Annotated in this window: 3 protein-coding genes; all 3 read right to left on the reverse strand. The window is 62.1% G+C overall.

Annotation, left to right across the window (positions count from 1 at the left end):
- The coding region (locus MAXJ12_RS22340) for an isocitrate lyase/phosphoenolpyruvate mutase family protein (protein ID WP_008838273.1) at positions 1-239 on the reverse strand (239 nt) is incomplete at its 3' end.
- Positions 217-882, reverse strand: coding sequence for a 3-isopropylmalate dehydratase small subunit (gene leuD / locus MAXJ12_RS22345; protein WP_008838274.1), 666 nt, complete (start codon positions 880-882; stop codon positions 217-219). The genes leuD and MAXJ12_RS22340, both read right to left, overlap by 23 nt.
- A gap of 11 nt (positions 883-893) precedes the next feature.
- On the reverse strand, positions 894-1,307 hold a 414-nt coding region (locus MAXJ12_RS22350), incomplete at its 5' end, for an aconitase family protein (protein ID WP_008838275.1).

A 1,307-nucleotide genomic window follows, 5' to 3' on the forward strand; every position in this document is an offset into this window, starting at 1 on the left:
ATGCAGGGAAGCTCGGTCGCGTTGATTATGTCGCGTGCGGTCTCGACCATTTCGGCCAGCGCCGCCAGTCCGAGATCCGGCAAGGCGTATCTGGCCGCGAGCATGGTGGAACCGCCCAGCGCGACAGCCTTAAAGCCCAGACCCTCGATCATTCGCGCAGTGAAGGCGTCCTGCGCCGTTGGCGCAACGAGCGGGCTGGTCCGGCTGGCCGCTTGCCTAAGCGATCGACGCACGCGCATCTGCCTTTTCCTTCGCTGATCTGGAATATTGCGGCCGTGCATAGACCCATGGTGCGGTGACTTTCTGGTTCCGCTGGAAGCCGGTGATCTCGTCGCCGAAGCGGAGCGTCTGTCCGATCTCGTCCAGCCCTTCCAGCAGCGCTATCCGGCGGCTCGGGGGAACCGTGAAGGGGACGCTCTCGCCATTGGGCAGCTCGATGATCTGTTTCTCCAGATCCACGGTCAGGGAGGGGTTGTTGGTCTTGGCGAGATGGTCGTGAAGGCGATCAACCTGGGAGGGGCTCAGGATGATCGGCAGTAGGCCGTTCTTGAAAGCGTTCTCGTAGAAGATATCGCCGAAGCTCGGTGCGATGACGCACCGGATGCCAAATCGCATGAGAGCCCATACCGCGAATTCGCGAGAACTGCCGCACCCGAAGTTCTCTCCCGCCACGATGATCCTGCTTTGCCGAAAGGGCTCCCGGTTGAGGATGAAGTCAGGCACTTCCTTGCCATCGAGGTCATATCGCCAGCCCGCGAAAAGACCCTTCCCGGGGTCGTCCTTGAGCGTGCGCTGATAGGAGGCCGGTATCACGGCGTCGGTGTTGATGTTCGGAATAGGAAAGCTGGCGGCTACCCCGTCGAGCTTCGTAAACTTTTCCATCGCCAGTATCCCTATGAAAGCAGACCGAACTCGTCGGTGATCACGCCTGCGACTGCTGTCGCGGCGACGGTCGCGGGGCTGGCGAGATGGGTCCGGCTCTTGGGACCTTGGCGACCCTCGAAGTTCCTGTTGGAACTCGAGATGCACCGTTTGCCCGGATCCACGAAGTCGTCGTTGATCGCCACGCACATCGAGCAGCCCGCCTCACGCCACTCGAAACCGGCATCCGTGAATATCTTGTCCAGTCCCATCGCCTGTGCGGCGTTGCGAACCTCCGCCGAGCCTGGAACGACGAGCCCCCGCACATTGGCTGCCACCCTGCGGCCCTTCACCACGCGCGCGGCCGCCTCCAGATCGGAAAGTCGACTGTTTGTGCACGAGCCGATGAAGGCGACATCGACCGGCAGTCCCGCCAGTGGCTTTTC

It is taken from the genome of Mesorhizobium alhagi CCNWXJ12-2, from assembly GCF_000236565.1.
Taxonomy (GTDB): domain Bacteria; phylum Pseudomonadota; class Alphaproteobacteria; order Rhizobiales; family Rhizobiaceae; genus Allomesorhizobium; species Allomesorhizobium alhagi.